This window comes from Streptomyces sp. NBC_00353, from assembly GCF_036108815.1.
Lineage (GTDB): Bacteria > Actinomycetota > Actinomycetes > Streptomycetales > Streptomycetaceae > Streptomyces.
In genome coordinates, this window is record NZ_CP107985.1 from 9,164,938 (window position 1) to 9,188,206 (window position 23,269).

Sequence of the window (23,269 nt, forward strand, 5' to 3'; positions counted from 1 at the left end):
TAAGACGTGGGCGCTTGCGCGCTCCTGTTTCGTTCCTTATAGCCGCCTGCCTAGGCCTGTTCGCCGCGGCCCAGGTTCCCGCCATCGCGGCCGATCCGGCGGCTGGGGCCCAGAAACCCACCGCCGCCGTCCCGGCGCAGGTGGCACGGCAGGCAGAAAAGGACGCTGCTGCGGCGCGGCAGGACAATAAGCCCTCGCCGGCGAAAATCGCCGGCCTGGTTCACCGCTACGCGCCCGCCGACTGCAACACCCCGAAGCCGAAGAAGCACACCGCGAGCTGCCAGGCGTTGGTGCGGACGACGTCCGACCAGCGCGTCATGGTCAGGGCGGCCGGACCGCCGGCCACGGCGTTGACTCCCGCGGACATCCAGTCCGCCTACCGCCTGCCGGCCACCGGCCAGGGCCAGACCGTCGCGATCGTGGACGCTTATGGATATGCCGACGCGGAGGCCGATCTCGGCAAGTACCGCGAACAGTTCGGGCTGCCCGCGTGCACCACGGAGAACGGGTGCTTCCGCAAGGTCGACCAGCGAGGCGGCGTCAACTATCCGCGGGACGACAAGGGATGGTCGCTGGAGACCGCTCTCGACCTCGACGCGGTCTCGTCGGCATGCCCCGCCTGCCACATCCTGCTGGTCCAGGCGGACAGTGCGAGCGTGGGCAACCTGGGTACCGCCGTCAATACCGCGGTGGAGCTCGGCGCCAAGTTCGTGTCCAACTCGTACGGTCTGGCGGACGCGAGTGCGTCCGACCTGAGCGGCGCCGACTACGACCATCCCGGTGTGGTGGTCACCGCATCGTCCGGCGACACCGGCAACGAGGTCATCTGGCCGTCCTCCGACCCGAATGTCGTCGCCACCGGCGGTACGCTGCTGACCCGTGCCCCCGGCGCCGCGCGTGGCTGGACGGAGAGCGCCTGGTCCGGCGCCGGCAGCGGCTGCTCCACCTTCGAGCCGCAGCCGGACTACCAGAGCGGATCGGCGACGAACTGTCCGCGCAGAGCCACCGCAGACATCTCCGCGGTCGCCGACCCGCAAAGCGGCCTGGCGGTGTACAACTCGCTCAACGACGGCTGGCTCCAGGTGGGCGGCACGAGCCTGTCGTCGCCGCTGATCGCCGCGATGTACGCACTGGCGGGAACCCCGGCTGCGGGTACGTACCCGGTGACCTACCCCTACGCCCACCAGACCAAGGGCCTCTTCGACATCACCGAGGGCGTCAACGGCGCCTGCGGCGACGTGCTGTGCGAGGCCGGACCCGGCTGGGACGGGCCCACCGGACTCGGCACACCGGACGGCGTCTCCGCCCTCGTCCCGGCTCCGTCCGGGGTCGTGAACGGCCGCGTCACGGACCGGACGACGGGTAAGCCGCTCGCAGGGGCGACCGTCACGCTGACGGACAAGGCCGACCAGTTCCTGTCTCACGCCAAGACGGACAGCGCAGGCGCCTACCGCGTCACCGTCCCAGCCGGCACCTACGACGTGTCGGTGTCGCTCTTCGGTTACGGGACCGGCACCCGTAGCGGGATCGCCGTGACCGCCGACCACACCGCCACCGCGGACATGGCGCTGACGAAGACACCGAACCACAAGGTGACAGGCAAGGTGACCGACGGGTCCGGGCACGGCTGGCCGCTCTACGCCAAGATCACTATTGACGGTTACCCGAACGGGGCGGTGTACACCGACCCGAAGACCGGCGCCTACTCGGTGGACCTGCCCGAACAGGCCGACTACACGATGCACCTCACGCCGGTCTATCCCGGATACAGCTCGTCGGACTCCACGATCAAGATCGGTACGGGCGACGTACAGCACAACATCTCCGTGGCCGCGGACCTCGAGCAGTGCAACGCGCCCGGATTCGCGTACCCCGCACAAGCCTCCTTCGAGGGCTGGACCACGGATCCGAAGTACGGGTGGACCGTCACCAACAAGGACCCCTCCGCACTCGGCTGGCAGTTCGACGGGTCGTGGAACGTCATCGGCGACGCGGGCTTCGCGGTCGCCAACCCGTTCGGCAACGACGGCAAGGCGCAGGACACTGCTCTGATCTCGCCGCCGTTCGACCTGACCGGGCAGAAGAATGCCGACCTGCGGTTCAATGTGGCTTCCTTGCTGCCGGCGGGCTCCGAGGCGGACGTGTCCGTCACCACCGACGGCGGCGCAACCTGGACGCGGGTGTACAAGGGCGAGTCCGAGTTCTTCGGACACGTCGAGGTCCCGCTCACCCAGGCACTGGGCCATCGCAATGTCCAGGTCCGCTTCCACTTCAGCGGCGACGGCCAGTCGATCTTCGAGGTGTCCAGTGTGTCGGTCGGCCAGTGCCGGACACTCGGCGGCGGGCTGATCCAGGGCAGCATCAGTGACGCCAACACCCATCAGCCGATCAACGGCGCCACCGTCAAGGACACTTCCGCCGGCGCCGCGGACATGTATGCCACCGCGGTCAGCACCGCCACCCCGAACGACCCCACCCTGCCTGACGGCTTCTACTGGCTGTACAGCTCGAAGGCCGGGCAGAACACGCTCACCACGACCGCTCCGCGGTACGTGACGGACAAGGCGACCGTCACTGCCTCCGACACGGTGCACACCAACAGCCCCGCGCTGCAGGCCGGACGGTTGAAGGTCGCGCCCGGAAAGGTGTCGCTGAACACCACGCTGGGCGGCAAGGTGAGCCAGGACATCACTCTCACCAACACCGGACACGCGCCGCTCAAGCTCACGGTGGCCGAGCAGAACGCCACCACGTCTGAAGCCGCAACGAAGCCGGCCGCCGCAGACGGGTCGTGGCAGACGCTGCCCGACCACCCCGAGCCGGTCAGGGGCAGCGTCGTCGGTTCGTACCAGGGCAAGACGTACTCAGTCGGCGGAATGGACAAGATGTGGGGAGGACACGCACTCGGGCACGGTTACGTATACGACCCGGCCGCCCAGTCCTGGTCGCGGATCGCCGACCTGCCGCAGCCGCGGAACTCCGCCACGGGCGCGTTCGTGAACGGCACACTGTACGTGGCCGGCGGCTTCGGCTACGACGCGAGCGGGATCATCGGGTGGAAATCCACCACCTACGCGTACCACCCGAACAGCGACAGCTGGTCACGGGTGGCGGATCTCCCGCAGGTACTGGCTGGTGCCGCCGTCGCGGTACTTGACGGCAAGCTCTACGTGATAGGAGGAGTCACGGCCGACGGGTCCTCGAGTTCGACCGTTTACCGCTACGACCCGGCTCGTAACACCTGGAGCCGGATCGCCGACTATCCGGTCGCCGTGAACGCCGGCGGATGCGGCGGGATCGACGGCGGCATCGTGTGCGCGGGCGGCCTGAACGATTCGGACGGGCACGTCACTGCCTTGGCGAACACGTACATCTACCACCCGAAGACCGACACCTGGACGCGGGCCACCGACATGCCGCACACCCAGCTCTACGGGGCGTACAGCTCCGCCAACGGTCAACTCCAGGTCGTCGGGGGCGTGGACTATCCTCCGTTCGGCGTGGCGGCGTTGACCCACCGCGCCATGCAGTACGACCCGGTGGCCAATGTCTGGACCGACCTGCCCAGCGCGCCCGAAGCGGTCGCCGATGCCGGGCGTGGCACCGGCTGTGGGCTTTCCCAGATCGGCGGGACGGCTGATGTGTTGGGGATATCCACCACCACCGGCGCAGCGATGCTGACCGGGTTCGACCAGTGCGGCGGCGACGACGTCAGCTGGCTGTCGCAGGACAAGACGACCGTGACACTGAAGCCCGGTCACTCCACTCGGGTCCGGGTCACCGCAGATGCCAAGGTCCTCGCGGCCCCCGGCGGGTACGCGGCCACGCTGTCCATGATCACCGACACGCCGTACGTGTACCAGCCCGTCCCGGTCACCTTGAAGGCGACCGCCCCCGCCTCCTGGGCGGAGATCTCCGGCACGGTCACCGACGCGGCCACGGGCAAGATCCTCCCCGGAGCGACGGTTGCCCTGTCACACGCGGGCAAGCACCTCATCACGGTCACGACCAACAGCCGTGGCGTGTACGACGTGTGGCTGAAGGCGACCGCGCCGACCATTACCGTCACCGATGACGGATACGGCAAGCGCAGTAAGAAGGTGAGCATGAAGCGCGGCAGCCTGACGAAGGCCGACTTCGCCCTGCCGAGCAGCTGACCGACGCCCCGGCGTTCCGGTATGCAGACCACGGACGTACCGAAATGCCGACGCACACAGGGGACGTCCCCGCCGGAGACCTCCGGCGGGGACGTCCTCGCACCCGCCTCGAATCGGACAGGTCATCGCGACGATTGCAGCAGGACTTCTTCATCAGCGCTGGTCAACGGCTTGGGCGTGGAGAGTTTTGCGGGCTCGAATGGGGGTGGGACGGTCTTTGGCGGACCGTCGTGCGAACGTGTGGCCGCGCTGCTTGTAGTGGCAACGGCGGGCGCGTGCTTGGTGGCGGCGACGCCGGTAGGAGGACGTCAGTGCGTAGTCGCGTCCTGAGCCTTCTGCCACTCGGGCGAGCTTGCCGCCAGGTTGCTAGGACCTAGGGGCCCGCGGGGTGACGATGCCTGTGCCGGGAGCGGACGGTTCACGGTGTCGTGGCCACCAGGCAGGGAGCACGCCATGTATGCAGGGCGAAGGACGGTACTCACGGCAGGTGCGGCGGGCGCCGCCGGGCTGGTGGCCGCTTGCGGCTCGTCCGGGGACCGGGGCGGGAGCACGGCATCCGCTCCGGAGACCTCCCGGGGCGCGACGCCGAGCACCGGGGCAGGCGCGGCGAGTGCCGCGGGTTCCGTACCGGGAGGAGAGGCTCTCGCCAAGACCTCGGACATTCCGGTCGGAGGCGGCAAGGTCTTCGCGGAGCAGGAGGTCGTGGTGACCCAGCCCAAGGAGGGCGAGTTCAAGGGCTTCTCCGCCATCTGCACCCACATGGGGTGCACCGTCGCCGAGGTCAGCGATGGCACCATCAACTGCCCCTGCCACGGCAGTCGGTACAGCATCACGGACGCTGCGGTCGTGGCCGGTCCCGCGCCGCAGCCGCTGGCTGCCGAACGGATCACCGTCACCGGTGACACCATTCGGCTCGGATGACACCCTTTTGGACCAGTTCCTGGCGGATCTGGCTGTGGGGCTCAGTGTCATCGACGACGCCTCGCCGGCGAGCGAGATCAGTTTCCACCTTGAGCAGGCCCGTGACGCATTGCAGACAGCCCAGCGACTGCTACCGCCCCCGGCGGCGAACTCGTTCGTCTCGGCGGGGGACGGTATCTCGGGCGCGACCGCAGCTGTCAACGCGGTGCGTGACGTCATCGAGAGCCACCACGGGCCCAATCGGGTTCCGCTGACCGCTCATGCCTACGCCTTCAGCACACGTCCCGCTCGCGACTACCTCGCCCGACGGTCCGCCGAACTGGCGTGGGTGGCAAACCGGATGGCTCTCGTCCTGGGACAGGGCATCGAGGACCCTGGTGTCGAAGCAGCCTTCGTCGATGTTCGGTCTTCACTGGCCAAGGCTGCAGTCTTCGGCCGGGAGGGGACCCGGAACGCCGACTGAGGGATCGCGGCCTTCTCGCTCGCACTGCCCGTCGAGCCGGTGCAGGCCTACCGGAGCCCTTTCTCGCCCTTGGTCGCCCGGGAGGGCCCCAGGCGACCCCGCGCAGCCCAGCAAGGTCGGTTGCTTCACCGCTGATGGCCTCGGGCAGCGCGTGTCAGCGTAAGGCGGGTGCATCGGCCCTTTACGGGGCACCGCGGTGAAGGATCGGGCGCCGGCGTGGAGCTGCAGTTCGCACACCAGATTGTTCATTCGAACATCAGCGTGGTAGAAATCGGTCATGGGTGTCGCCAATCGTTTGGACCTGACCCTGCGCTTGGTGCAGGGCTCCGACCGGGTTTCCGTGTCGGAGCTCTCCCAGCGCCTGGGTGTGTCGGAAATGACCGTGCGCAGGGACCTGGATGCGCTGGAAGGGCAGGGTCTGGTGCGCCGCGTGCACGGCGGAGCCGTGGCGACGCGCTCGCGGGCGGAGGACGCGGGATTCTTGGCGCGGGAGCCGTGGCAGGCCGCTACCAAGGACCGCCTGGGCGCCGCCGCGGCCGCGCTCGTGGAACCCGGATCGCGGGTACTGCTGGACGCAGGGACCACGACGGTGCACGTTGCCGAGCATCTGGCGGCCCGGGCGCCGCTGACGATCGCCGTGCTGAGCCTTCAGGCCGCGGTGTGCCTGGCCGACCGGCCCGGGATCGAGCTCCTGGTCGTGGGCGGCCGCTCCCGTCCTGGCGAGCGTTCCTTCGTGGGCCCGCTGGCGCTGCGCACGCTGGAGTCCTTGGCCTTCGACTGCTTCGTGATGTCCATCGGTGGTGTGCACGCCGAGCACGGCTGGTCGGAGTTCTCGCTGGACGATGCCGCTGTCAAACAGGCGGGACTCGCCCGGGCCGCCCGTACCGTCGCGGTGGCGGACGCGACCAAGCTCGGCGTGCGCGCGTTCAGCCGGGTCGCCCCCCTCGATGCCGTGCACCGTTTCGTCACCGACAGCGCCGCCGAAGACGGCCGTGCGCACCCCGGCGGTCCGCAGACGCTTGACGCCCTGCGCGAGGCGGGCGTCGACACTGTCCTCGCCTGAACCTTGTCCCCGCCCCTACTGAGGAGTGTTCCATCGTGGCCACCGATCCACGCTCGCTGATGGTCCTCGTCGCCGGTCCCTACCGATCGGGTACCGGCGACGACCCGCACAGGCTTGAAGCCAACGTCCGGGCGATGAATCAGACCGCTCTCGTCCTCTTCCGCGCCGGGCACCTCCCCGTCACGGGCGAGGCCCTGGCCCTGCCGCTTCTGGAGACCGCGGGTAGCACCCGGCCCGGCGATCCGCTTTTCCGCGAGATCTTCCACCCCGTCGCCGAGCAACTGCTCACCCGCTGCGACGCCGTTCTGCGGATCGGCGGCCCTTCCGAGGGAGCGGACCGGATGGTTGCCCAGGCCCGCGCCCAGGGCAAGTACGTCTACACCAGCCTCACCGACGTGCCGGCCGCCCGATGACCGCCGGCCTCGATACCCCCGACCGCCGCGGACGCACCGGCCTGGATCAGCACGGCCGCGACCTGGACGGCAATCCGCACGTGCGGATCCGCGAAGTGGAGGTGCTCTCCTGCGACTGGTATGTCCTGCGCAGGACCACCTTCGACTACCAGCACAGTGACGGACACGTCAGCCGCGAGCAGCGCGAGACCTACGACCGCGGCGACGGGGCGACCATCCTGCTCCACAACGCCGACCACCGCACTGTGCTGCTCACGCGCCAGTTCCGCCTCCCCGCCTACGTCAACGGTCACCCCGACGGCATGCTCCTGGAAACCGCCGCCGGGCTCCTCGACGGCGACAGCCCGCACGAAGCGATCCGCCGCGAAGCAGCCGAAGAGACCGGACACGTCATCGGCACTCCCGAGCACGTCTTCGACGTCTACATGAGCCCCGGCTCCGTCACCGAACGCCTGCACTTCTACGCCGCCCCCTACGACCCGGCGGACAACCCCACCGGGGGAACCGGAATCGCCGCCGAGGGTGAGGACATCACCACCGTCGAACTCCCCTTCGCCGACGCACTCGACATGGTGCGCAACGGCGTGATCGCCGATGCCAAAACCATCATGCTGCTCCAATGGGCAGCCCTCGACGGCCCGTTCCGACAGGCTGACCCACTCACCCACCGGAGCTGAGACAGGCCCCCTGGTCCGGCTGACGGGTTCGGCTTCCAGCGCGAAGTGCGGTGCACGGACAACCCCGGTCGTCGGCAGGTTCTCATTTCGCAACGGGATCGAAACCGGTGGCGATCGGCTCTCGCGGTGCCGGGATGGAGCGGCTTACTTCCCGCTGTCCTCGGCAAGGGTGTGCGCGACAAGTGCGTTTGCGTGACCGTGCCCGAGCCCGTGTCCGGTTTTGAGCCAGGAGACGAGTTCCATATGCCGGGTCAAGGGCGAGGAGCGGATGATGTCCTTCCACTCTGCTATCGGGCGGCCGTACTTCTTCTCGATCGAAGGGAAGTAGCCGGCAGGGCCCTTCACGGTTTCCGTCATGTCGCAGTGTCCCATCCCTCGGCGCAAAACGATCTTGTGGCGTTGATGCCCTCTGCTTGTACGACCGGAGGCGTCAGGCGAAGTAATCGGTCGGACGAAAGTGACCTGCGCCACTTTCGATCTTGCGTGACTTCCCTGCCCCACGCCGACCGGAACGATCTGAACGTTCGGCCGTCGCGCGACAACCGGCGCGGTGAACGCTCAGGGGCGACCCGGGCCGTGCCGGCCGGTCGAAGCGGGTTTCCGCCCAACGGAAGCATGGCTGGTCCTGGCGATGCGTATGCGGCAGGATCCCGAACTCATGACCCCACGGCAGTCCCGTCCCACACACCTCGCCAACCTCGACCTCAACCTCCTGGTCACGCTCCGCGCACTGCTGCGTGAGCGGAACGTCACCCGCGCCGCCCGGAACCTCGGCGTCACCCAGCCGGCCGTCAGCGCTTCGCTGTCCCGGCTGCGCCGGCACTTCGCGGACGAGCTGCTCGTCAGGGTCCAGGGCGCCTACGTACTGACGCCGCTCGCCGCGCAGCTTGCCGGACAGGTCGAGACGGTGTGTGCTGCCGCGGAGCGGCTCTTCGCGACGGGCACGGCGTTCGACCCGGCCACCACACAGCGGGAGTTCACGCTGCTGATGGCCGACTATCCGGCGACCGTTCTCGGCCCCGCGCTCTCGCGGCTGTTCGACAGTGATGCACCGCACGCGGCGCTTCATCTCCAGCTCGTCCGGGAGACTCTGGGCAGCGGTGCGGGCGACACGATTCGCCTCGTCGACGGTCTGGTGTCCCCGTCTCTGGGCCACTTTCGCACCCCGGGGGTCGGGTCGGTACCGCTCTTCCGTGACCGGTGGGTCTGCCTGCTGTCCGCCTGTCATCCGCTTTGCGAGGCCGGGGCATTCCGCATCGAGGACCTGGCACGGTTGCCGTGGGTGGTGCCCTACCACCGGGACGACGGCTACCCCTCGGCCGCTCCGGCGACCCGGCAGCTGACCGCACTGGGCATCCGGCCGCGGATCGCTGTACGAGTGGAGAGCTACCGTGCCGTACCCGACTTCATCGCCGGCACGCGGAGGGTGGCGCTCATCCCGGAGCGGCTCACCGCACGGCTGCCGTCGGCTCACGGGCTGCGCACGGTCGACTGCCCGGTACCGCTCGACTCGCTCGAGGAGCACCTGTGGTGGGACGCGAGCCACGACGAGGACCCGGCGCACAGCTGGCTGCGTGAACTGGTGGCCCGGGCAGCGGACAGCCTCGGACCATAAACGCCATTGATGCCACCCAGCCGAACGCTCTATTGACCTGGGCATTCCCTCCGCGGAACAGGGCTTCCTAATGTGCCGGGCAAGCAGTGAGCCGACTGCGGCACAGCCCTCTCGCACAGGAGATCTCCATGCCCCATGCCCTGACCGAGCTGAAGGTCCACACCGTCACCAAGCCGGCCGGCACAGCGAGCCATCAACTCGACGCCGATGTCTGCGTGGTGGGGGCGGGCGTCTCCGGAATCTCCGCCGCGATCGAGAGTGCGCAGCTCGGGCGGGACGTCGTCCTCGTCGACAGTCTGCCCGTGCTCGGCGGGCAGATGGTGAACTCGCTGATCGGGCTGTTCTGCGGGGTGTACGGCAACGGGCCCGGCTACCGGCAGCTCACCCACGGCATCTTCGACTGGATCTTCGCCGACCTGGAGGCTTCGTGCGATCTGCACGTCAACCGCGGCCACACCATCACCGTCACCTATGACGAGGTGGCGCTGGGCCGGTGGGTGGAGCGGCGGATCCGGGAGCTGGGCATCCGTGTCGTCCTCGGGGCCTCGATCACCGGTGTGGAGCGGGACGGCCGGCGCATCGCGGCGGTGTCCTTCGCCACCCGGCACGGGGCCGTGCGGGTCACCGCGCCCGGCTTCGTCGACGCCACCGGGGACGCGGCACTTGCCTGGGAGGCGGGGCTGCCCTGCCGCGTACCGGAACGCACCATCTACGGATCGCAGCAGATCGTCCTGGAGCACCTGCACGAGGAACACCAGCCGGGCCGCGAGGAGCTGGCCGAGCACGTCCACGCCAAGGCGGCCGAATGGGGACTCGTCCGCCGCGACGGGCTCGCCTTCTTCTTCCCCGGGCGGAACACCGCCGTCCTCAACATGACTCACATACCGGCCCCGCTCGACCCGGTCGAGGCGTCGGCCGCCCAGCTCGACGGCCGGGAACAGGCCGACCGGGTGGTCGAGTTCCTGCGCGCGGAGTACCCGAAGGCTTTCGGAGAGGCGAAAGTGCGCTCCTACGGCCTCCCGGGAAGGCGGCAGACCCGCTGGATCAAGGGCAGCCACCAGCTGTCACTCGACGAGGTGAGGGCCGGAACCCGCTTCGAGGACGCCGTCGCCCGCACCGCCTGGCCCATCGAGCTGCACGACCGTGCGGACGGGTACGTCTGGGAGACCTTCGACGCCGACCACGTCCACTACGTACCGCTGCGCTCCCTGCTCTCCCCGGACTGCGACAACCTCGTAGCCGCCGGACGCTGCGCCGACGGCGACGCGGCGGCCCTCTCCAGCGTCCGCGTCTTGGGTCCCTGCGCAGCCATGGGGGCAGGCGCCGCCCATGCCCTGGACCTCGCCGGACGCGATGGCAGCGTGCACGGGATCGACCTCGCAGCCCTCCGCGCCCGCCTCGCCGCAAACGTCGACGACTGAGGAGCCGATTCATGACCGCACTCCGCAGCAACTACACCCCCGGAACGTCCCCGTGGGCCGTCCGGCGCGCCCAGTGGCGAGCCCTCGGCCTCACCGACGAGGACATGGCCAAGCCGAAGATCGCCATCGTCAACTCCTCGTCCCAGCTCGCCACCTGCTACAGCCATCTCGACGACATCGCGAGGGCCGCCAAGGAGGCGATCGCCGAGGCCGGCGGCATCGGCTTCGAAATCCGCACCGTCGCCCCGAGCGACTTCATCCACAGCGCCGGCGGCCGCGGCGGCTACATTCTCTCCGCCCGCGACCTGATCACCCATGACATCGAGGCCGCCGTCGAAGGCGCCCAGCTCGACGGCATGCTCACTCTCGCCTCCTGCGACAAGACCGCTCCAGGGCAGCTGATGGCGGCAGCGCGGCTCGATCTGCCGACCATCGTCGTCGGCTGCGGCTATCAGGCCTGCGGCATCTTTGCCGGGCGCCACTGCGACATCGAGGACGTCTTCCTTGCCGCAGGCCACCATGCACAGGGCCGCATCAGCCTGGACGAACTGACCGGCATGAGCGAGAACGCCGTTGCGGGCCCGGGCGTGTGCGCCGGCATGGGCACCGCCAATTCCATGCACATCGCCTGCGAGGCGCTCGGCATGGCGCTGCCCGGCTCCACCCCCGTGCTCGCCAACAGCCCCAGGATGTGGGCCGATGTGCGGGCGGCGGGGCGCCGGATCGTCGACCTCGTACGCGAGGACCTGCGGCCTCGTGGCCTGCTCACCCGCGAGGCCTTCGAGAACGCGGTGACGGTCATGCTCGCCGTCAGTGCGTCCATCAACTCCGTCAAGCACCTGCAGGCGATCGCCGAGGAGGCGGGCACCGGCATCGATGTGTACGGGATGTACGAGCGGCTCGCCGACCGTGTGCCGCTGCTGGCCGCCGTACGGCCGAACGGACCGCACTCCATCGACGAGTTCGAGGCGGCCGGCGGAGCAGCAGGGACGCTGTGGCAGCTGCGCGAGCTGCTGCATACCGGGGCTCTGACCGTCACCGGCCGCACCCTCGGTGAGGAGCTCATAGAAAGGCAGCCCACGGACCCCGAGGTGATCCGGCCGCCGGAGCGGGCGCTCGGCCGCAGACCCACGATCGTCCTGGTCCGCGGCTCGCTCGCACCGGCCACCGGAATCGTCAAGCTGGCGGTCGACGAGGAGCGTCCGCCGTCGTTCACCGGAACGGCCAAGGTGTACGACAGTCCGCAGGACGCGCTTGCCGGGTTGCGTGCCGGAGATGTGCTGCCGGGGCAGGTGCTGGTGCTGCGCGGTCTCGGGCCCAAGGGCACTCCGGGCATGGGCATGGCGTCGCGGCCCGTCTTCGCGCTCGACGGGGCCGGGCTGACCGGCAAGGTCGCCGTCGTCACCGACGGACAACTCTCCGGTCTGGTCAACAAGGGCATCGTCGTCGGCGAGGTCTCCCCGGAGGCCGCCGACGGCGGGCCGCTGGCCCTGGTCCGGGACGGCGACACGATCTCCATCGACCTCACGACCCGGCGCGCAGACCTCCTCGTACCGGAGGAGGAACTGGCCACCCGCACCCCCTGGACCCCGTGCGCGGAGGCCGAGCGCGGATGGCTGTCCGTCTACCTGCGGACGGTCCGCCCGCTCCAGGAAGGCGCGGTACTCACCCCGCGCACGCCCAGGGAAGGAACCACGAGCGCATGAAGCTCAACGACACCGACAAGGCCATGCTCGACGGCGCAGAAGGACCCGCCGTCGCGGCAGCCATGGACCTCCTCGTCCGCTACGGGAAGGCTCTGGACGCCGAGGAGCTGTGCGACGTGCGGAACGTCGCGGGGACGATGACCCAGCCCTCGCCCGCCAAAGCAGAGCTCGTACGGGAAGGGGGCTGGCACAAGGCCTACGCCGTGCTCAACCTCGACAGTGACGGCGACTTCACCATCCCCGACATGAAGGTGCCCACCTGCCAGCTCCAGCAGAGCTTCGGCCCCGACGCCGAGGGCGTCGCCCCCTACCCGAAGGAACTCGTCGCGCTGCAGTCCGACGCCGAGGCGTTCTACAGCCGCAAGGGCGTCAACATCCTCGCCACCTGCACGCCGTACCAAGTGGGCAACATCCCCGTGCGCGGCGAACATCTGGCCTGGATGGAGTCCTCGGCGGTCGTCTACGCCAACTCGGTGGTGGGCGCCCGCACCAACTGCGAGGGCACCGCCTCCACCGGAGCGGCCTCGCTCACCGGCCGCATCCCCTGCTGGGGCAACCACCGCACCGAGAACCGGATCGGCACCCACCACGTCGACGTCCGCACACCGGTGGCGGGGCCACTCGACTGGGGCATGCTCGGCTACTTCGCGGGCGGCCTCGTCCAGGAGGAACGCCCGGTCGTCACCGGCGCGCTGGCCCGGCCCGACCTGCTCGACCTCAAGCACTTCGGCGCGGCCGCCGCATCGTCCGGCGGGGTCGAGATCTACCACCTTCCCGGCATCACTCCGGAAGCCCCGAGTCTCGAGGCGGCGTTCGGCGGCCGGCGGATCCCCGAGGCCGTCCCGTACGGGGAACGCGAACGCCGTGCCGTCTATGAGGACCTCAACTCCCAGGGCACGAGCCCGGACGTGGACTTCGTCCTCCTCGGCTGCCCGCACGCCTCGCTCGACCAGGTCCGCGACACCGCCCGGCTGCTGGAGGGGCGCCGGCTGAACTCCGGCACCCAGTTGTGGCTGATGGTGCCGCGAGCGCTGCGCACGACCGCCGACCGCAACGGCTGGACGCAGACCATCGAGCGCGCAGGCGGCCGTGTCCTCACCGACTCCTGCCCCGCCATGTCCCGCTCCGCGCCGCCCGGCACGAAGGTCTTTGCCACCGACTCGGCGAAGCAGGCCCACTACCTGCCCGCGATCCTCGGCATCGAGGCCTGGTTCGGCACGCTCGCCGACTGCATCGACGCCGCTGTCACCGGCGTCTGGAAGGGAGACCTGCGATGAGCGACGCCGTCGTCCTGCGGGGGCGGACCGTCGTCCCCGGCCTCGTGGAGGGCGAGGCACTCGTATCGTCCGAGACGGTCTCCGGATGGGGCGGCATCGACCCGGCCCGCGGCATCGTCATCGAACGCCGACACCCGCTGTACGGTCAGTCCTTCGCCGGGAAGATCCTGGTGTTCCCGGGCGCCAAGGGTTCCTCCGGATGGGCGGGCTTCTTCCAGGCGACCCGGCTCGCCGGCACCGCCCCCCTCGGCATGATCTTCGTGACGACGACCACCAAGGCCGCTCTCGGCGCGGTCGTCACCCGCGTACCCACCGTGACCGGCCTGGACCAGGACCCGCTGACCGTCATCCGCACAGGCGACCGGGTCCGCATCGATGCCGACCACGGCACCGTCACCGTGCGCCCCGCACCGATCCCGCACACCACCATGCACCCCTCAGCGACGAGGAGCTGTCCATGAGAGCCGCACCATCCGTTGTGGAACTGGCCCCGATCGTCGAGCGGCAGCGCGCGAGCCGCTCATGGCTGCTGATGTACGCCGTCTGCTGCCTGATCACCTTCCTGGACGGCTTCGACTTCCAGATCCTGTCGTTCGCCGCCACCGACATCCGGAAGGATTTCGCGCTCACCGAGACCCAGCTCGGCACCCTCGGTACGGTCGGCCTCTTCGGCACCATGATCGGTGCTTTGATCATGGGTTATCTGGCCGACCGGATCGGCCGCCGTCCCATCATCGCCCTCTCGGTCGTCGGCTTCGGCCTCTTCATGCTCGGCTTCGCCTATGCGGACACCTACGGACACCTGGTCGCCCTGCGGTTCGTCTCCGGGCTCTTCCTCGGCGGGGTCCTCCCACTGACCTGGGCCCTGGCGGCCGAGTACGCGCCGAAGCGGTTCCGGGTGACCGCTGTGTCGATCATCATGGCCGGCTACACCCTCGGCGGCGCCGCGGGCGGGCCCGTCTCCAACTGGCTGGTTCCCGAACACGGTTGGCGCTCGGTGTTCGTCGTCGGCGGTGTCTGCTCCCTGCTCACCGTCTTTGCGATGCTGGCGCTGTTGCCCGAGTCGGTGAAGTTCCTGGCGCTGAAGGCCCGCCCTGGCAGCGATGAGCGCATCGCCCGCATCCTGGCCCGCCTCCAGCCGGACCTGGCCATCGAGCCCGGAACCCGCTTCACCACCGGCGACCCGCAACAGGCCGACCACGGCAAGCGGTTCACCCCCGCCCAGCTCTTCCGCGGCCACCTCATGGGCATCACACCACTGCTGTGGCTGGTCTATCTGCTCTCCTCGGCGCTGATCTACTTCATGGTCTTCTGGACCCCGATGATCAACGAGCGGATGGGCTTCAGCGTGAGCGCCGCCGCCACCATCGCGGCATGCGCGAGCGTCGCGGGCGCCGTCGGGCAGCTGTTCATCAGCAGGTTCGTCGACCGCAAGGGCGCGGGCACCATCCTGTGGATGCCCCTCGCAGCCGTCGTCTGCATGCTGGTTCTGGGCACCGGCGCGCTCGTTCCGGCCGTCTATGTCGCCTTCGTCATCGGCGCCAAGATGTTCATCAACAGCGGCCATGGCGGCATCACCAGCATCGCCGGCACGTTCTACCCTACGGCGATCCGCGCCAACGGTGCCGCCTGGGCGTCCTCCGTCGCCAAGGTCGGTGCCATGGCCGGACCGTGGCTCGGCGGTGTCATTCTCGATGCCGGCCTCGGGGCACGCGGAGCGTTCATCGTGTTCTCGGTCTGTCCGGCGGTGATGGTGCTCGTGCTGTTCGCGCTCGGCCGGGTCCAGCGCAGACTGCCGGCCGAGGCCGAGGGTGCGCTGTCCGCGGAGCTGCCCGCGACCGGTGTGGCGGCCGCGAGGCCGGCGGTCCAGATCTGACAGCGAGTCCGTTCACCCTGCCCGGGGCCGGGCGGCGGCAGCGCCACGGGCTGCGCTCCCGGCCGGCCTTGGCGGGTCCGGTCCGCAGACGGCGGCCTGCGGTGCGCGGGGAGCACGCGGACATCACCGCGGTCGTGGAAGACCCTGAACCACCCGGCGCCGGACTTCCGTTCAACGGAAGGCGCCCTGTCCGCGGGCCCGCGCCTGCAGCACTCTGGGAACCGTTCCGCCCGGCCCGCAGGCAGCAGGGCAACGGCATCCGAAACCCGCAATTCGTCTACGCGTTCGGGCCCACCTGAACGCAAGGGAGATGACGATGACGACGACGTCATTCGCGCGCAACCAGTGGTACGTGGCCGCCTACGGCAGCGAGATCGGTCGGGAGCTGTTCACCCGCACCATCTGCGGCGAGTCGATCCTCTTCTGGCGCACCGAGGCGGGCGAGGTCACCGCCATGGCGGACCGCTGCGTGCACCGCCGTTTCCCGCTCTCCGAGAAGCCGAGCCGGCTGGACGGCGACACGGTCGTCTGCGGCTACCACGGTTTCACCTACGGTGCGGACGGCGTGTGCGTGAGCGTGCCCGGACAGAAGCGCGTGCCGCGCACCGCCCGGCTCACCTCCTACCCCGTCACGGAGCAGGACTCCTTCGTGTGGGTGTGGATCGGCGACCACGACCAGGCCGACAAGACATTGATCCCCCGCGCCCCCTGGCTGGACTCGCCCGACTACACCACCGTCTGCGGCATGGAGCCGCTGGCGGCCCGCTACGGCCTTCTCGTCGACAACCTGCTCGACCTGTCCCACGAGACGTACCTGCACGGCGGCTACATCGGCACGCCCGAGGTCGCCGAGACCCCGATCACCACCGCGGTCGACGACAAGGCGGGCATCGTCCACGTCAGTCGGCACATGGACGACGCGGCCTGCCCGCCGTTCTACTCCGAGTCCACCGGCATCACCGGCCGCATCACGCGATGGCAGGACATCGAGTACCACGCTCCCTGTCTCTACCTTCTGCACTCCCGCATCGCCCCCGTCAGCACGCCGGGCCCGCACGCCGACGGCAGCGATCCGGACGCCTTCCACGTAGAGGTCGTCTACGCCATCACCCCCGAGACCGAGCACAGCACCCACGACTTCTGGGCCGTGGCACGCGACTTCGCCCTGGAGGACGAGAAGGTCTCCGACTTCCTGCGGGAGAACAATCGCACCGTCGTTCTCCAGGACGTCGTCGCACTCGACAAGCTGGAGCAGGTCATCGCCTCCGAGCCGGCCGGGACGCAGGAGCTCAGTATCAACATCGACACCGGTGGCCTGGCCGCCCGGCGCATCCTCGAGCGAATGGTCGAGGCCGGCACCGCCGGATCCGCGGTGGGCGTCCGATGAGCACGCCGCCCACGACGACGCTCGACGGGGAGACGGTGTACCGGATCGTGTGGATCCCCGGCACGGACCGGCTGCGCGGCTGGTGCTGGTGCGGTGAGGACCGGGAGTCCGAGGACCCGGTGGAGTTGTGGGAGTGGCTGCTCGCCCACCCCGACGGGCACCCCGGCCGGCGGGCCGCCCCCGTCCCCGGTGCCACTCCTCACCCCCGCCGGCATGTCGGCGCCTGAACCCACGTACTCAAGGATCCACTGATGACCAGAAGCACCACCGCACCCGAGACCGAACTCGAACTCGTCGTGGCCCGCCGTACCGACGAGGCGGACGGCGTCGTCTCACTCGAACTGCGGCGGGCCGACGGCGCCTCCCTGCCCGTCTGGACGCCCGGCGCGCACATCGACCTCCTGCTTGCACCGGACCTTGTACGGCAGTACTCGCTGTGTTCCTCGCCGGAAGAAGCGGAGGTGTGGCGCGTCGCCGTCCTCCGGGAGAACGACGGCCGCGGCGGCTCCCTCCACGTGCACGACACGCTGGCCGAAGGCGACGCGGTCCGGGTGCGCGGTCCGCGCAATCACTTCCCCCTGGAGCGCGCCGAACGGTACCTCTTCATCGCGGGCGGCATCGGCGTCACACCGATCATCCCCATGCTGGCTGAGGCCGAACGGCTCGGATCATCATGGGAGATGGCGTACGGAGGGCGGACCCTTGCGTCGATGGCCTTCCGTGACGAACTCGTCAAGCGGTACGAGGAGCGGGTGCGGGTCCGTCCCGAGGACGAGTACGGCCTACTAGACCTCGACGCGCTCCTGGGGACCCCGCAGCCGGGCACACTCATCTACTGCTGCGGCCCGGAGCCGCTGCTCAAGGCCGTCGAGGAGCGGTGCGCCGACTGGCCCGACGGCGCCCTGCACCTCGAACGGTTCACACCGAAGGAGCTGCAGGCGCCCCTGCGGGACGGGGCGTTCGATGTCGAACTGGCGCAGTCCGGCATCACGGTGACCGTCCCGCCGGACAAGTCCGTGCTCCAGGTGGTCGAGGAGGCCGGCGTGCAGGTCCTCTCCTCCTGTCAGGAGGGCACCTGCGGCACCTGTGAAACCGGCGTGCTGGCCGGCACGGTCGACCACCGCGACTCGCTCCTCACCCCCGCCGAGCAGAGCAGTCACGACACGATGATGATCTGCATCTCCCGGGCGTTGTGCCCGAGGCTCGTCCTGGATCTGTGACGGCTGCACGGATCGGCGACCGCAGTGCATGCCGTAGTCCGGACGCACGGTGACAGTCCGGAGTCGCCCGACGCCTGCGGTTCCCGCAGGGCACGCCACGGCGAATCGTCGACAGAGTGTTGACGGCCGGGAGATGTCTGCCTAGCTTCTCGGTGAAGTGCCCGGATCCACGGTGGAGCGGAGGGCGTACGACGAGGAGGCCGGCATGCAGCGCAAAGCCTCGGCCGGCAGCTGTTCGGTGACAGCCAGGGCTCTGCAGGTGCTGGAAGCATTCGCTCCGGATCGGTCCGTGCTGCGGCTCGCCGAGATCTCCCGCCACACCGGCCTGCCCCTCACCACCGCTCACCGGCTGGTGAAGGAGCTGGCCGACTGGGGCGCGCTCGAACGCGAGCCGAACGGCGGATATCGCATCGGGTTGAGGCTGTGGGAGATTGCCTCCCTCGCCCCGCGCGGCCTCGGCCTGCGCGAGGCGGCCCTGCCGCACCTCTCCGACCTCGGCCACATCACCCGCGAGAACGTGCAGCTGGCCGTCCGCGAGGAGTTGTCCGTCGTGTACGTGGAGCGCCTCGCGGGCCGCGACGCAGTCCGGGTCCTCACCCGCGTCGGCGGGCGATTCGACCTCGCGTCCACCGGCGTCGGCCTCGTCCTGCTCGCTCACGCCGGCCAGGATGTCCAGGAACAGGTGCTCTCCCGACCGCTCGTCCGGCACACGGAGAAGACCCTCTGCTCCGCGGCCGAGGTCCGCCGCGCTCTTGCCGAGGTGCGCCGCACCGGAGTCGCCGTCAGCGACCGGCAGGTGACCATGGACGCCGTCTCGTTCGCCGCCCCGGTGTACGGGCCGGAGAACGCCGTCGTCGCCGCGGTATCGGTGGTCGCCCACGCGGACGCCGTGAACCCGCACGCCCTCGCCCCTCTGGTGCAGGTCGCGGCGCGCGGCATCTCCCGCTCCCTCGGCGCACGGCTCAGATCCTCGGTCGCCTGACGGAGCCGGGCCCAACAGAGGCTCCGTGCCGCGCCGCGTGATGACGGTGATCTACATGGACGCGGACCTCCGGGTTGCCGAGCCCGCCAACGGCCACCAGGTCGCGGACCGCGGGTGGATGCCGGGTGCGGAGATCGGCGCCATTCCCGACACCCCGCGCAACCCGGTCCTCGTCGACAGCCGGTTGTAGTGGTCGAAGGAGCGCTCGGGGCCGTCGGTGTACCAGCCCCCTCCTGCGTACCACCCCTCGATCCGCTCCAGGCCGCGCTGGATCGCGGCGCGCGAGGCCTCCTCCTCTACGCCCGCGTCGGCGAGAAAACCGCCGACGGTGAGAGGGAAGAGCCACCAGTTGTTGTTGACCGGGGGCTCACCCAGCACGCCGGACAGCCATGCAGCGACGCGCTGTCGTACGCCGTCGTCCAGCCGGTTCCACAGCCACGGCTTCGTCAGCCGCAGTCCGAGCGCGATGGATGCCGCCTCCACCCAGGCCTGGCCGCACTCGGCAGGCAGGGGCCAGGACTCCGCGTCGTCGCGGCCGAGGGTACGCGTGCCCGCGGCGAGCCCGTCCGCGTACTGCTCCAGGACGCCGTGCGGGTCGTCGCCCGCTGCTCCGGCGATGCGGAAGGCGGCGAGCAGAAAGGTGCGGGCGTAGCCTTCGAGGCCGTCGGAGCGCGCCCCCGACCAACTGTGCCTGCCTGGCAGCAGGATGAGTCCGCGGCCCGGCGACGCGTGGCGGTCGACCGCGGCGAGCAGTCCGTCCGCCGTGGCCTCCCAGTGGGCGCGGGACCAGCCGGTGCAGGGGCTTGCCGCGCGGTCCTCGGGCGGGAGCGGCCAGGGGACGGGGGGTGGGCTTGCACGGGGCGACTCCGGTGGGCTGAGAGGGGGAGGGTTGACCGCCCCCGTACCGAACGGTGCGGCGGCGGTGCACGGGCACAGGTCAGACCACGGTCAGCGGGCAGCAGTCCCGCGTCGTCGAACTCGTGCCCGTGTAGACGTCGATGCGGCCGCGTTCGATGGTGAACGTCCCCGCAGGGTCGTTGGTCCAGAAGCCGAGGTCCTGCGCACCGAGACGGAAGGACACGGTGGTGCTCCGGCCCGGTGCGAGGCCGACCCGCTCGAAACCACGCAGTCGGCGCACCGGCTGGGCGATGCCGGCCGCCACGTCGTGGACGTAGAGCTGGACCACCTCGTCGCCCGCCCGCTCGCCGGTGTTGGTGACCGTCAGCGACACCTCGACCGTCTCGCCTCGCTCCAAGGCGTCCCTCGCGATGCTCTCCTGGCTCAACTGCGGCCGTGAGACGGCGAAGGTCGTGTAGCTGAGGCCGTATCCGAAGGGGAAGCGCGGTCCGTCGGCCAGGTCCAGATACTTCGAGACGAACTTCTCCTCCGGCCGTGCCGGGTTGTACGGGCGGCCCGTGCTCTCGTGGTTGTAATAGAGGGGGATCTGACCCACGGCCCGCGGGAAGGTGATGGGCAGCTTGCCCCCCGGGTTGACCGAGCCGAAGAGTACATCCGCGACCGCGTGACCGGCCTCGATGCCGGGGTGCCAGGCCTCCAGTACCGCGGGCGCGGAGTCCAGCCAGTCGCCCAGCACCAGCGGCCTGCCGTTCACCAGCACCACCACGAAGGGCTTGCCGGTCGCGGCGACGGCTGCGATGAGCTCCTCCTGACCCGCGGGCAGACCGATGTCGCTGCGCACGGCCGCCTCACCGCTGAGCTCGGGGTCTTCGCCCACCACCACGACGGTGACCTCGGCGGCTGCGGCGGCGGCGGCCGCCCGGGTCGGGTCCTGACCGGCGTGCGTGACCTTCGTGCCGGGCGCCGCCTCGCGAACGGCGTCCAGGATGCTGACGGAGGGGAACCTGGACGCACCGGGTCCCGCCCAAGTGCCGTGCAGACCGGTGGAGTCGGCGAAGGGGCCGACGACCGCGATCGAGCCGGCGGCAGGGCTCAGCGGGAGGACGGAACCCTCGTTCCTGAGCAGGACCATCGACCGGGCGGCGCTCTCACGGGACGCGGCCCGCGCGGCGGCGGTGGGTTCGGCGACAGCCGCCGACTCGTCGGTGTACGGGTTGTCGAACAGTCCCAGATCGAATTTCAGCTGCAGGATGCGCGTCACCGCATCGTCGAGGCGCTCCATCGTGATCAGGCCGTCGGACAGCAATGCCTCGCCGTGGTCGGCCACGTTCGTGGAGACCATCTCCATGTCGAGGCCGGCGGTCAGCGCGAGCCTGCCCGCGTCGGCGCCGTCCTCGGCGAAGCCGTGTGCCATCAGCTCCTCGACGCCCGTGTAGTCACTGACCACGAAGCCCTTGAAGCCCCACTCCTCCTTGAGGACGGAGTTCATCGTGTGCGCGTTGCCGTGCGCGGGTACTCCGCCGATCGTGTTGAACGCGGCCATGACGGTGGCCACTCCGGCGTCGACCGCCGCCTTGAAGGGCGGCAGGTAGAGGTTGCGCAGCCGCTGCTCGGAGACGTCGACCGTGTTGTAGTCGCGACCGCCCTCGGCGCCGCCGTAGGCGACGAAGTGCTTGGCACAGGCGGCGATCCGGTCCATGCGCGACAGCTCGCTGCCGTCGGCCGGACCCTGGTAACCCTGCACCTTGGCCACCGCGAAGGCGGCGTTGAGATAGGGGTCTTCGCCGCAGCTCTCCGCGATCCGGCCCCAGCGCGGCTCGTGGGTGACGTCCATCATGGGGGAGAAGGTCCAGCGCACACCCTCGGACCGGGCCTCCTTCGCCGACACCTCGGCGTCCCGCCGTGCCACCTCCGGGTCGAAGCTGGACGCCTGGGCCAGCGGGATCGGGAAGGCGGTCCAGAAGCCATGGATGACGTCCAGGCCGAAGAGCAGCGGGATGCCGAGCCGGGACTCCTCGACAGCGATGCGCTGGAGGGAGTTGCTGTGCCGGGCGCCGTGGATGTTGAGCACCGAGCCGAGCAGTCCCGCACGGGCCGCGGCCTCCGTCTGCTCGGTCTGACCACCGCCCGGGCCGGTGTCGCCGGTCCAGGTCAACTGCTGGATCTGACCCAGCTTCTCCTGGACCGTCATCCGGCCGAGCAGGTCCTTCACCTTGTCCTCGTACGCTCGAAGCACGTCGTGACCTCTTTACCTGTTGCCGTATCGCTACCCGTGAAGTTAACGTTTTGCGCGGCATGAATGAAAGCGCATTCATCAACTGCGGACAAGTCCCCGGGCGGAGCCGCTCCACGGATGCCGAGGGAATTGCCGGACTCCACCCCGAAGTCGCTTCCGGAGGCGAACGCATGACGGACAACGATCCGCCCTGGCTGCGGGTCATGAGTTTCAATCTGCATGTCGACTGGCCCGCATCGCCCCACCCCTGGCGCGAGCGGCGGGACGTGGTGGCTCACCTGCTGCGCATGGAGCGGCCCCATCTGATCGGCACTCAAGAGGGGCTCCACGGACCACTGCAGGATCTCGAGGCCGACCTCGGGCCGGAGCACTACGGGTGGATCGGCCAGGGCAGAGAGGGCGGCAGCCGCGGAGAGTTCATGGCCATCGGCTACGACCGCACAAGGCTCCGACCTCTGGAGTACGACCACTTCTGGCTCTCCGGCACCCCGCAGGAGCCCGGCTCCAACACCTGGGGAGGGAGCTGGACCCGGATGGTCACATGGGTGCGCTTCCATGACCTGTCGGGCGGCGGCGAGCTGTTCGCCGCGAACACCCACTTCGACGACGCGAGCGCATACGCGCGGGAGTGCTCCGCCGAGCTCCTCGCCGAACGGCTCAACACGCTCGCGCCCGACGTTCCGCGCATCGTCACCGGTGACTTCAACACACCCGCGGGCGACAGCACCGTACACGCGGCGCTCCTGCCCCGGGCGGATCTCGTGGACACCTGGGAAGCCGCCGAGGAACGCGGCCCGGCCCACGGCACCTTCCACGACTACCGGCCGCCGGTCCCGGGCGGCGACCGCATCGACTGGATCCTCGCGTCCCGCGGCACCCGAGTGCGCCGTGCCACGCTCAACGACTTCGCACCGAACGGCCGTTACCCCAGCGACCATCTGCCCGTACAGGCACTCCTGCGCACCGCATGCTGATCCCACGCCCGTCACCCCGACCC

Annotated in this window: 19 protein-coding genes and 1 pseudogene; 17 read left to right on the forward strand and 3 right to left on the reverse strand. The window is 69.8% G+C overall.

All coding sequences use genetic code 11. The annotated features are described in order from the left end of the window. Window positions 1-14: 14 nt before the first annotated feature. The 6 genes from OHA88_RS41185 to OHA88_RS41210 all read left to right on the forward strand — a co-directional run bounded on the left by OHA88_RS41185 (window position 15) and on the right by OHA88_RS41210 (window position 7,694). Entirely contained in the window at window positions 15-4,157 is a 4,143-nt protein-coding gene (locus tag OHA88_RS41185; RefSeq protein WP_328629334.1) for a carboxypeptidase regulatory-like domain-containing protein, read from the forward strand. Window positions 4,158-4,610: 453 nt separating this feature from the next. Beyond that, the gene (locus tag OHA88_RS41190; protein WP_328629335.1) at window positions 4,611-5,078 is read left to right on the forward strand and encodes a Rieske (2Fe-2S) protein; all 468 of its coding nucleotides are present in this window, start codon (window positions 4,611-4,613) and stop codon (window positions 5,076-5,078) included. Next, window positions 5,056-5,541 carry a hypothetical protein gene (locus OHA88_RS41195; protein ID WP_328629336.1) on the forward strand — a complete coding sequence of 162 codons (486 nt, stop codon included), beginning with the start codon at window positions 5,056-5,058 and terminating at the stop codon, window positions 5,539-5,541. Before OHA88_RS41190 ends, OHA88_RS41195 begins: the two co-directional genes overlap by 23 nt. Window positions 5,542-5,818: 277 nt before the next feature. After that, window positions 5,819-6,604 (forward strand): DeoR/GlpR family DNA-binding transcription regulator, encoded by a 786-nt coding sequence (locus OHA88_RS41200; protein ID WP_328629337.1) that lies wholly within the window; start codon window positions 5,819-5,821, stop codon window positions 6,602-6,604. Window positions 6,605-6,663: 59 nt separating this feature from the next. Beyond that, window positions 6,664-7,017 (forward strand): DUF4406 domain-containing protein, encoded by a 354-nt coding sequence (locus OHA88_RS41205; RefSeq protein ID WP_328629930.1) that lies wholly within the window; start codon window positions 6,664-6,666, stop codon window positions 7,015-7,017. Further along, the gene (locus tag OHA88_RS41210) at window positions 7,014-7,694 is read left to right on the forward strand and encodes an NUDIX domain-containing protein (protein ID WP_328629338.1); all 681 of its coding nucleotides are present in this window, start codon (window positions 7,014-7,016) and stop codon (window positions 7,692-7,694) included. The genes OHA88_RS41205 and OHA88_RS41210 overlap by 4 nt, the downstream gene beginning before the upstream one ends. A gap of 144 nt (window positions 7,695-7,838) precedes the next feature. Here OHA88_RS41210 and OHA88_RS41215 read toward each other — a convergent pair whose 3' ends face one another. Further along, window positions 7,839-8,051, reverse strand: coding sequence for a DUF4287 domain-containing protein (locus OHA88_RS41215; RefSeq protein WP_326601428.1), 213 nt, complete (start codon window positions 8,049-8,051; stop codon window positions 7,839-7,841). Between the two features lie 301 nt (window positions 8,052-8,352). Between OHA88_RS41215 and OHA88_RS41220 the strand changes: the two genes are divergently transcribed. From OHA88_RS41220 to OHA88_RS41265, 10 genes are all read left to right on the forward strand, one after another. Next, the gene (locus tag OHA88_RS41220; RefSeq protein WP_328629339.1) at window positions 8,353-9,309 is read left to right on the forward strand and encodes a LysR family transcriptional regulator; all 957 of its coding nucleotides are present in this window, start codon (window positions 8,353-8,355) and stop codon (window positions 9,307-9,309) included. A gap of 128 nt (window positions 9,310-9,437) precedes the next feature. After that, window positions 9,438-10,730 carry an FAD-dependent oxidoreductase gene (locus OHA88_RS41225; protein WP_328629340.1) on the forward strand — a complete coding sequence of 431 codons (1,293 nt, stop codon included), beginning with the start codon at window positions 9,438-9,440 and terminating at the stop codon, window positions 10,728-10,730. An 11-nt stretch (window positions 10,731-10,741) separates the two neighbouring features. Continuing rightward, window positions 10,742-12,436, forward strand: coding sequence for a dihydroxy-acid dehydratase (gene ilvD, locus OHA88_RS41230; protein ID WP_328629341.1), 1,695 nt, complete (start codon window positions 10,742-10,744; stop codon window positions 12,434-12,436). Next, entirely contained in the window at window positions 12,433-13,713 is a 1,281-nt protein-coding gene (locus tag OHA88_RS41235; RefSeq protein WP_328629342.1) for an aconitase X catalytic domain-containing protein, read from the forward strand. The genes ilvD and OHA88_RS41235 overlap by 4 nt, the downstream gene beginning before the upstream one ends. Further along, complete coding sequence (locus tag OHA88_RS41240; RefSeq protein WP_328629343.1) at window positions 13,710-14,174, forward strand: aconitase X swivel domain-containing protein; 465 nt, start codon at window positions 13,710-13,712, stop codon at window positions 14,172-14,174. The genes OHA88_RS41235 and OHA88_RS41240 overlap by 4 nt, the downstream gene beginning before the upstream one ends. After that, a complete protein-coding gene (locus tag OHA88_RS41245) occupies window positions 14,171-15,589 on the forward strand; it encodes an MFS transporter (RefSeq protein ID WP_328629344.1) in 1,419 nt (472 codons plus the stop codon). The genes OHA88_RS41240 and OHA88_RS41245 overlap by 4 nt, the downstream gene beginning before the upstream one ends. Before the next feature lie 316 nt (window positions 15,590-15,905). Beyond that, the gene (locus tag OHA88_RS41250; RefSeq protein WP_328629345.1) at window positions 15,906-16,976 is read left to right on the forward strand and encodes an aromatic ring-hydroxylating dioxygenase subunit alpha; all 1,071 of its coding nucleotides are present in this window, start codon (window positions 15,906-15,908) and stop codon (window positions 16,974-16,976) included. Further along, entirely contained in the window at window positions 16,973-17,203 is a 231-nt protein-coding gene (locus OHA88_RS41255) for a hypothetical protein (RefSeq protein ID WP_328629346.1), read from the forward strand. The genes OHA88_RS41250 and OHA88_RS41255 overlap by 4 nt, the downstream gene beginning before the upstream one ends. Window positions 17,204-17,227: 24 nt before the next feature. After that, complete coding sequence (locus OHA88_RS41260; RefSeq protein WP_328629347.1) at window positions 17,228-18,196, forward strand: PDR/VanB family oxidoreductase; 969 nt, start codon at window positions 17,228-17,230, stop codon at window positions 18,194-18,196. Between the two features lie 205 nt (window positions 18,197-18,401). After that, window positions 18,402-19,178, forward strand: coding sequence for an IclR family transcriptional regulator (locus OHA88_RS41265; RefSeq protein WP_328629348.1), 777 nt, complete (start codon window positions 18,402-18,404; stop codon window positions 19,176-19,178). A 183-nt stretch (window positions 19,179-19,361) separates the two neighbouring features. Here the strand turns inward: OHA88_RS41265 and OHA88_RS41270 are convergent. Beyond that, window positions 19,362-20,114, reverse strand: a pseudogene (locus OHA88_RS41270) (DUF2264 domain-containing protein); the annotation flags it as partial. Window position 20,115: 1 nt separating this feature from the next. Next, the gene (locus OHA88_RS41275) at window positions 20,116-22,227 is read right to left on the reverse strand and encodes a glycoside hydrolase family 3 N-terminal domain-containing protein (protein ID WP_328629931.1); all 2,112 of its coding nucleotides are present in this window, start codon (window positions 22,225-22,227) and stop codon (window positions 20,116-20,118) included. Between the two features lie 215 nt (window positions 22,228-22,442). On the opposite strand from OHA88_RS41275, the gene OHA88_RS41280 reads away from it, so the two are divergent. Then, window positions 22,443-23,246: an endonuclease/exonuclease/phosphatase family protein gene (locus OHA88_RS41280; RefSeq protein WP_328629349.1), complete on the forward strand. Its 804-nt coding sequence runs from the start codon at window positions 22,443-22,445 to the stop codon at window positions 23,244-23,246. Window positions 23,247-23,269 lie beyond the last annotated feature (23 nt).

Coding starts and splice junctions, on each gene's coding strand:
- OHA88_RS41225 (WP_328629340.1), top strand. CDS start 9,438: ATGCCCCATGCCCTGACCGAGCTGAAGGTCCACACCGTCACCAAGCCG.
- OHA88_RS41220 (WP_328629339.1), top strand. CDS start 8,353: ATGACCCCACGGCAGTCCCGTCCCACACACCTCGCCAACCTCGACCTC.
- OHA88_RS41275 (WP_328629931.1), bottom strand. CDS start 22,227: ATGACGGTCCAGGAGAAGCTGGGTCAGATCCAGCAGTTGACCTGGACC.
- OHA88_RS41215 (WP_326601428.1), bottom strand. CDS start 8,051: ATGACGGAAACCGTGAAGGGCCCTGCCGGCTACTTCCCTTCGATCGAG.
- ilvD (WP_328629341.1), top strand. CDS start 10,742: ATGACCGCACTCCGCAGCAACTACACCCCCGGAACGTCCCCGTGGGCC.
- OHA88_RS41265 (WP_328629348.1), top strand. CDS start 18,402: ATGCAGCGCAAAGCCTCGGCCGGCAGCTGTTCGGTGACAGCCAGGGCT.
- OHA88_RS41200 (WP_328629337.1), top strand. CDS start 5,819: ATGGGTGTCGCCAATCGTTTGGACCTGACCCTGCGCTTGGTGCAGGGC.
- OHA88_RS41250 (WP_328629345.1), top strand. CDS start 15,906: ATGACGACGACGTCATTCGCGCGCAACCAGTGGTACGTGGCCGCCTAC.
- OHA88_RS41255 (WP_328629346.1), top strand. CDS start 16,973: ATGAGCACGCCGCCCACGACGACGCTCGACGGGGAGACGGTGTACCGG.
- OHA88_RS41260 (WP_328629347.1), top strand. CDS start 17,228: ATGACCAGAAGCACCACCGCACCCGAGACCGAACTCGAACTCGTCGTG.
- OHA88_RS41240 (WP_328629343.1), top strand. CDS start 13,710: ATGAGCGACGCCGTCGTCCTGCGGGGGCGGACCGTCGTCCCCGGCCTC.
- OHA88_RS41235 (WP_328629342.1), top strand. CDS start 12,433: ATGAAGCTCAACGACACCGACAAGGCCATGCTCGACGGCGCAGAAGGA.
- OHA88_RS41205 (WP_328629930.1), top strand. CDS start 6,664: ATGGTCCTCGTCGCCGGTCCCTACCGATCGGGTACCGGCGACGACCCG.
- OHA88_RS41280 (WP_328629349.1), top strand. CDS start 22,443: ATGACGGACAACGATCCGCCCTGGCTGCGGGTCATGAGTTTCAATCTG.
- OHA88_RS41245 (WP_328629344.1), top strand. CDS start 14,171: ATGAGAGCCGCACCATCCGTTGTGGAACTGGCCCCGATCGTCGAGCGG.
- OHA88_RS41210 (WP_328629338.1), top strand. CDS start 7,014: ATGACCGCCGGCCTCGATACCCCCGACCGCCGCGGACGCACCGGCCTG.
- OHA88_RS41190 (WP_328629335.1), top strand. CDS start 4,611: ATGTATGCAGGGCGAAGGACGGTACTCACGGCAGGTGCGGCGGGCGCC.